Source organism: Bacteroidales bacterium (genome assembly GCA_035342335.1).
Lineage (GTDB): Bacteria > Bacteroidota > Bacteroidia > Bacteroidales > JAGONC01 > JAGONC01.
Genome location: DAOQWY010000051.1, coordinates 1 through 4,297 on the forward strand (window position 1 = coordinate 1; position 4,297 = coordinate 4,297).

Annotated in this window: 4 protein-coding genes; all 4 read left to right on the forward strand. The window is 46.9% G+C overall.

The genetic code is table 11. The annotated features are described in order from the left end of the window. The first annotated feature begins 528 nt into the window (after window positions 1-528). Complete coding sequence (locus PKI34_13545; GenBank protein ID HNS18829.1) at window positions 529-2,382, forward strand: FISUMP domain-containing protein; 1,854 nt, start codon at window positions 529-531, stop codon at window positions 2,380-2,382. Window positions 2,383-2,414: 32 nt separating this feature from the next. Continuing rightward, window positions 2,415-2,537 (forward strand): hypothetical protein, encoded by a 123-nt coding sequence (locus tag PKI34_13550; protein HNS18830.1) that lies wholly within the window; start codon window positions 2,415-2,417, stop codon window positions 2,535-2,537. Between the two features lie 474 nt (window positions 2,538-3,011). Then, window positions 3,012-3,758 (forward strand): LytTR family DNA-binding domain-containing protein, encoded by a 747-nt coding sequence (locus PKI34_13555; protein ID HNS18831.1) that lies wholly within the window; start codon window positions 3,012-3,014, stop codon window positions 3,756-3,758. Window positions 3,759-4,002: 244 nt separating this feature from the next. After that, on the forward strand, window positions 4,003-4,263 hold the full coding sequence (locus tag PKI34_13560; protein ID HNS18832.1) for a hypothetical protein: 261 nt from the start codon (window positions 4,003-4,005) through the stop codon (window positions 4,261-4,263). The last annotated feature ends 34 nt before the right edge of the window (window positions 4,264-4,297 follow it).

The following is a 4,297-nucleotide window of genomic DNA, read 5'->3' on the forward strand; positions in this document are numbered from 1 at the left end:
TTAAAGGATGGCGGTGCCTGCGACAGCACGGTAAAATTCATTGAACAGATCATTAAGCCGGTAAGGGCAATGATCAGGGATGCGTGTTTGTTCATGGCGTTGAGATTGAGGTGAGTGAAAATGAAATTGTTCTGAAAGGTACAATAATATGGGGCGAAAGTCAATACTTTGCCTTGCCCGGGACATGCAAGGTGCCGGTAAATGCCTATGGGAGGGCGTGTCGATATCTGATTAACCGATTAACCGATATTTGATTTTCGATTTGATTTTCGATTTGATTTTCGATTTGATTTTCGATTTGATTTTCGATTTAAATCAAACATCAGATATCGGTTAATCGGTTAATCTGATATCATTCCCCCCGCCTCAGCTCCGCAACAGACGCAGTTTGAGTGAGTGAGGTCAAAGTATTCAACACGATCTGAAAAACAAGCCTCCTTACACCTCTTCATTATTCTCTCAGAGCCGTTTGCATAACCCGTTAAATCTTTGTATATTTATTGCTCGATATCTCAAAACCATTTAGTCATGAAACAGTTAATCCTTTGCCTGAGCGTGACCCTGCTGCTGTTCTCATTATCTACGAACAGAATCCAGGCTTCTGCCCCAGATTTCCCAGGCCTGCCTGAAGATAATATCCTCTACGGAGATGCCAATGATGATGGCGTTATCAATGTCCTGGATATTATCACCATTGTCAATTATATCATGGGGCTTAATCCTGATCCCTTCAACTTCGAAGCCGCAGATGTAACTAATGATGGGATCATAAGCGTGCTGGATTTAATTTCTGAAGTCAATATCATCATGGATGTGCCAGCCATACCATGCCCGGGGGAACCGACAGTGACATATGAAGGACAAACCTACAACACAGTTAAAATCGGGGATCAGTGCTGGTTCAGAGAGAACCTGAACGTGGGCACCAAAATCAATAGCACCTATCCTGGACGCTATCAGCAAACAGATAATGGGATCATCGAAAAGTATTGTTACAACAACGATGAAGCAAGTTGTGCAATTTACGGTGGTCTGTACGAATGGCCGGAAACCATGCAATATGATACTGTGGAAGGAGTCCAGGGTATTTGTCCTTCTGGATGGCATCTTCCAACAGATAATGAATGGAAAATACTTGAAGGAACTGTTGACAGTCAGTTTCCCATAGGGGACCCTGTATGGGACTATACGGGGTGGAGAGGTCTGGATGCAGGGGGCAGTCTAAAGGAATCCGGGTTGATCCATTGGACTGCGCCTAACGAGGGCGCCACCAATGAAAGCGGATTCAATGGTCTTCCCGGTGGATATCGAGATGGTTATGGCTATTATTTTATGGGTCTTGGCAACTTCAGTCAATACTGGTCTTCATCCTACCTCAATTCGGGTTATTCATGGAGCAGGGAACTATCTTTCGACTACCAGAATATTCATCGGCTCGACTACGACAAGGCAAACGGATATTCTGTCCGCTGCCTCAAGGGATGCTGGCCACAACCCTCTCAAGCCAATGCTGGGCCGGATCAAGTCAATATTCCCGGCACCTCGACCACTCTGGCTGGGAACACGCCTACCTATGGCATAGGGGTATGGCACATCATTACTGGCACAGGAGGGACAGTAACCGATACAACGAGCCCGACAAGCGGCATCACCGGACTGGCAGGGAATGCCTATTCACTTAGCTGGACGATCACTACTCAGTGTGGGAGTTCTTTGGACACAGTGCTGGTCAGCTTTGCTGCAGGATTCTCCTGTGGTGATACTCTGGTTGATAGCCGGGATGGGCAATCCTATGCTACGGTTCTGATGGGTGATCAGTGCTGGATGGCAGAAAACATGAACATTGGAACCAGGATCAACAGCACCCAGGGTGGATTTCAGCAACTGGATAACGGTACCATTGAAAAATACTGTTATGACAACGATGAAGCCAAGTGCGACACTTATGGCGGGATGTACGAATGGCCGGAGGCGATGCAGTATGTGACAACGGAAGGGGCACAGGGCATTTGTCCACCAGGCTGGCATATTCCCACGGATGGAGAATGGTCGGTTTTGTCATTTTATTTAGGGGGCTCAACCGTTGCAGGAGGTAAGATGAAAACCACCGGTACCATTGAAGCAGGAACGGGCCTTTGGTTTGATCCCAACACTGGTGCTACCAATGAAAGTGGTTTTTCAGGCCTTCCGGGGGGCGACCGCTTCATCCTGGATGGGAGCTTCTACGACCTTGGCAACAACGGTCAGTTCTGGTCTTCCTCACAGTACAGTACTGACGATGCGTGGTACCGGTTCCTGAACTACAGCCTCGCCTTCCTTTTCCGGAACTACCTCTACAAGGAAACCGGATTTTCGGTCCGATGCCTCAAGGAAACGCCCTGACCTCAGCGAAGGGTTGTTGATTAATTGATTCATTGAATTCCTTCGCAGGCAGAAGTGAGGCAGGAAATAGAGTTCTTGCCGTTCACGAGCAGCAGGCGACGATCGAAGAGCTGCAGGAGGAGGTGAAACGTTTAAAGGAGAACCAGGCACATTAATAATATCAAAGAGCAAATGACGTACAGGGTCAATTGCCTTGTGGTCAATGAGGATGACTTTCAGTGGCAACTTGCGAAATTCATCAATGATCTTGAGGGAGAGGTTATTTCAGTTGTACCCCATATCACTAACTGTTTTCTCTGTTACGGCGCTAAGATTGGTCATGTACTGGTTGTGGAGAAAATAAGATAGATTGGACTTGGTACTGCTTGCCCGCCAATGGAAGCTGAACTATGACACCGGGGAACCCGCCATTACGACACGCAGGTTAGCCTTTACCGGTTCGTTGTAAAGCATACGTGAATGAAAATTTAAGGGATGGGATCAGTATTGTAATATGCCCCCTTTTTCCTTTGCAACCTCCAGGTCCCTATGAAAACGGTGATCAAGTCTGAAAATAGATGGGCGAGATCAGGTTAAGGTATTGATTTATCAATAAATCTAACGTATATTTACCCCAAAAATCACTCACAATGGGGTATCAACGCGAATTTCTTGCGCTGATCGTAGAAGATGATCCACTCAGCGCATTGAAGTTAAAGGATCTGATCACCGATCATTTTCCGCATATCCGGGTCATCGGCATTGCCCAATCGCTCCAGGAAGCAAAGACGTTGCTTAAATGTATTACCATCGACCTGCTCTTCCTCGACATAGAGCTGCCCGACGGCAATGGCTTTGACCTGCTGTCACCCATGCCGGAAGTTCATTTTGAGGTGATCGTCACCACAGCCCACAGCAAGTATGCACTGGAGGCCATCCGTAACAGTGCTCTGGATTTTCTGGTCAAGCCCGTGACGCAGGACGACCTTGCCCACGCCCTGGAAAGGTTCACGAAAAAATATGAAGACTCCAAACCATCCCTGCAGGAGGAAACTCAGCCAGATGCCTGGTGCCGTAAATTACCCCTGCCCACCCAGGAAGGTTTCGTTTTTATCAATTTTGAAGACATTGTGCATGCAGAGGCCTACCGGGCCTACTCCATCTTTTCCTTCATCAACCGTGCAAAGGTCACGGTCTCAAAACCACTGGGGGATTTCGAGGAACGACTGCTCAACCGGAATTTCTTCCGCGTCCACAAATCCTATATCATTAACCTTGACCAGGTCCTGGAATATATCCGCGGAAAAGGAGGCTATGTTGTGATGACCGGCCAGGAAATTGTTCCGGTGTCGCGAAACCGGAAAGAGGATTTCCTGAAGGCGATCGGGTCTCTTTAAGCGTTTTTATTCAGTAAGATCACCCTTTTAATACATTCTTCCACTTCGGAATGCTAACCGAAAATACGCAGAAAACCTACCCAGGGAAATCCATTCCTGACGCAGGGAAACTCCCGCATTGAATCCCGGTTTATTTACCATATATTAATAGCACAAAACAAAGGTTGCGACCCGGCCTAGGATTCTGCTTTAGTGGATGAATGAACCCTTGATCAACACGATATCCGTTCTGAATCTTTTACCTATGAAAAATTTATGTCTTGCTTTTCTTATGATTGCTGGCCCGGCCTGTTTTTCACAGGCACAATCCCTGATCCCCGATTTCATCGCCAGTGCCGGGGATAATTACACCGGTAAGAACGGATCGCTGAGCTGGACCCATGGAGAGACAGCGATCGAAACCATTTCTTCAGAAACCAATTTACTGACTCAGGGTTTTCATCATACCTATCTTGTCATCCTGAAGGATGAAGGACCTGATGATCCTTCAGACAGAATGTTTTAAAATCCATAAGGTCAACTTTTAAATCCACTCATCA

What these genes read in the sequence shown, in the direction of transcription:
- PKI34_13555 (HNS18831.1), top strand. Translation starts at nt 3,012, where the DNA reads ATGGGGTATCAACGCGAATTTCTTGCGCTGATCGTAGAAGATGATCCA.
- PKI34_13560 (HNS18832.1), top strand. Translation starts at nt 4,003, where the DNA reads ATGAAAAATTTATGTCTTGCTTTTCTTATGATTGCTGGCCCGGCCTGT.
- PKI34_13545 (HNS18829.1), top strand. Translation starts at nt 529, where the DNA reads ATGAAACAGTTAATCCTTTGCCTGAGCGTGACCCTGCTGCTGTTCTCA.